Source organism: Pelotomaculum propionicicum, assembly GCF_048984525.1.
Taxonomy (GTDB): domain Bacteria; phylum Bacillota; class Desulfotomaculia; order Desulfotomaculales; family Pelotomaculaceae; genus Syntrophopropionicum; species Syntrophopropionicum propionicicum_A.
Genome location: NZ_JBMGJC010000030.1, coordinates 1 through 2,088, shown reverse-complemented (window position 1 = coordinate 2,088; position 2,088 = coordinate 1). Strand labels below are relative to the sequence as shown.

The 2,088-nt window shown below is 50.2% G+C and carries 2 protein-coding genes; both read left to right on the top strand.

Features of this window, described 5'->3' with window-relative positions:
- The first annotated feature begins 689 nt into the window (after positions 1 to 689).
- A complete protein-coding gene (locus ACOBQJ_RS16935; RefSeq protein ID WP_421072963.1) occupies positions 690 to 1,190 on the top strand; it encodes a hypothetical protein in 501 nt (166 codons plus the stop codon).
- A gap of 97 nt (positions 1,191 to 1,287) precedes the next feature.
- Positions 1,288 to 1,785: a hypothetical protein gene (locus tag ACOBQJ_RS16930; RefSeq protein ID WP_421072962.1), complete on the top strand. Its 498-nt coding sequence runs from the start codon at positions 1,288 to 1,290 to the stop codon at positions 1,783 to 1,785.
- The last annotated feature ends 303 nt before the right edge of the window (positions 1,786 to 2,088 follow it).

Sequence of the window (2,088 nt, the reverse complement as noted above, 5' to 3'; positions counted from 1 at the left end):
CCACCGCCAACCCCCTGTTCCCCTCCAACTACATTGACCGGGAGCTGCGTAAGGATCAGGCGAATCATCGACGCGAAACTACCTGTTTCTCCCGAAATGTCGCCAACGGCTTAACCAGACTGATCTGTTACCTGGTCCATCATAATTACTGGAAGCGTTATCTGATAAAGGCGCGGCCAAGCGATACGAGAACCCATGGAACCTGCGCGGGAATACCTCCCGACGAACAGCGACGAGGCATCCTCTCCCTGTTCTCGCAACGGGCTTTCCTCAGTAGAGAAGACTGGCTTTTTTCCCCAACCTTGCGGAGAATTTGGTTGAAACAAGACCCTACCCCGGGCAAACAAAAGCCTGACTACCTCCCTCGCTTCGCCTGGGCCTAATTGAACACCCGTAGAGCGGTCCCTTACGTCAGAGCAAAGAAAAAATACCTGAACCCTCACCCCCTCACCCCGTCCCGTTTCAACAAGCTCAGTTACACTACCCACAGGGTGCCGGCCCGGAGAACATGCAAAAGATCGGTATATTATTACAGCTTTCCCGCCTTCAGGGTCAAAAACCGTTAATTCATTCATTTATCGTGAATATCGACTATTTCTCCATCCTCCTATTGACATTCATCCCGAAATCAGTAAAATTATTTTTAATCAAATAAGGTAGGGCTGTTAAACGCCCAGAAGGAAGGATTTATGAAAAAGTTGGCATTGATCGCGGTTTTGGTCTTGCTTGTTTCAGCACCTATATTCGCCGCCAATTCCACCACAACGCAGATAAAAGCGGTTATAAACGCTGATCTGTCCATCACCGGAGGCCTTCCCGCAGGCCCCACCACCCTGCCTCTGGCCGGCGGCACCACCTCCCTGGGCACCATCACCGTGAGCTCGAATATCGCCGGCGCGTGGAATATCACCGTTTCTTCGCTGAACAAAGGTGTCATGAAGGCTCCCGGCGTTTCCGTCTTCTATCCCTACACCTTCGCCGTAAAGACCGCGGGAAGTACCGTACCCGGACTTTCCGGTGACCTGGGAGATGGAACCACCGCGGCGGATAAAAGCGCCAATGTGACCACCGGTGTCGCGACCGTCGTCTACACCCTCGAAGTGACCAATGCCGCCGCAAGCAGCTTCTCCCCCGCCCTGCCTGCCGGCGAATACGTGGATTCCATTACCCTGACCGTTTCCACGCTGTAATCGTCATGCGATATGGCGAAAGGGGGCTGGGCCTAAACCCGCTTCTCCTTTCGCCATATAATCGGTCCTTCGTTAGAGTATGGAACTAATGAAAAGTATGAAAGCAATGAAAAAAGTAACGCTGTTATTGATCACTTTATTAGTTCTACCCCCTGCGGCGCTGTCCGCGCAGAACAGCAAAAGTGTGTCCACGGAAATTCAAGGCATCGTTCCTGTTATATTCACATTGTCCACCGATATGACCGATGTGGAAACCATCGACCTCGTCAACTCCACGTCGGCCTATCTCGGCAAGGTTGTCGTCTATACCAATATTAAGGCGCTCTGGACAATCGTCATCAGCTCCAGCAATGGAGGCAAGCTCATCGGCAAGACCGCGGGCAACCACGATGTATATCCCTATTTGCTTGGTTTCGGAAGCATAGATCGAATTAACCTTTCCAATGAGTTTTCCATGACCTACAATACCCTGCTTCCCAAGACTTCGGTGGAATACCCGGTCAGGGTCAGCTATGCCAAGCTAGAGGACCTCGACGATCCTGTGGTGTCGGACATCTATAGCGATATAGTGACGATCACCGTGACTATTTCGTGATTTTTTTGGGTATGTCGAAAAAATACTTTTGGCGCTATTGACATGAATTTCTTTTTTTACTATAATTTTTGCAAAGATAATAGTAAGGGGTAAATAGCCGTTGACTATGCCCCTTATCTAAAAATGTTTGGATGCGGCGCCAGCCGCAAAAGAGGCTCTAAATGAAAAAGTTTGCGATTCTAGGTTTGCTTGTCCTTGCGTTCACCGGTTTTGCTTTTGCCTCCCACGATCCCGATGACACCTTGGTGGTAAAGGCTAAAATCAGCGCGGTATTCGATGTCGTTGTAACCGATGCGCTGTATG

Coding starts and splice junctions, on each gene's coding strand:
- ACOBQJ_RS16930 (WP_421072962.1), top strand. CDS start 1,288: ATGAAAGCAATGAAAAAAGTAACGCTGTTATTGATCACTTTATTAGTT.
- ACOBQJ_RS16935 (WP_421072963.1), top strand. CDS start 690: ATGAAAAAGTTGGCATTGATCGCGGTTTTGGTCTTGCTTGTTTCAGCA.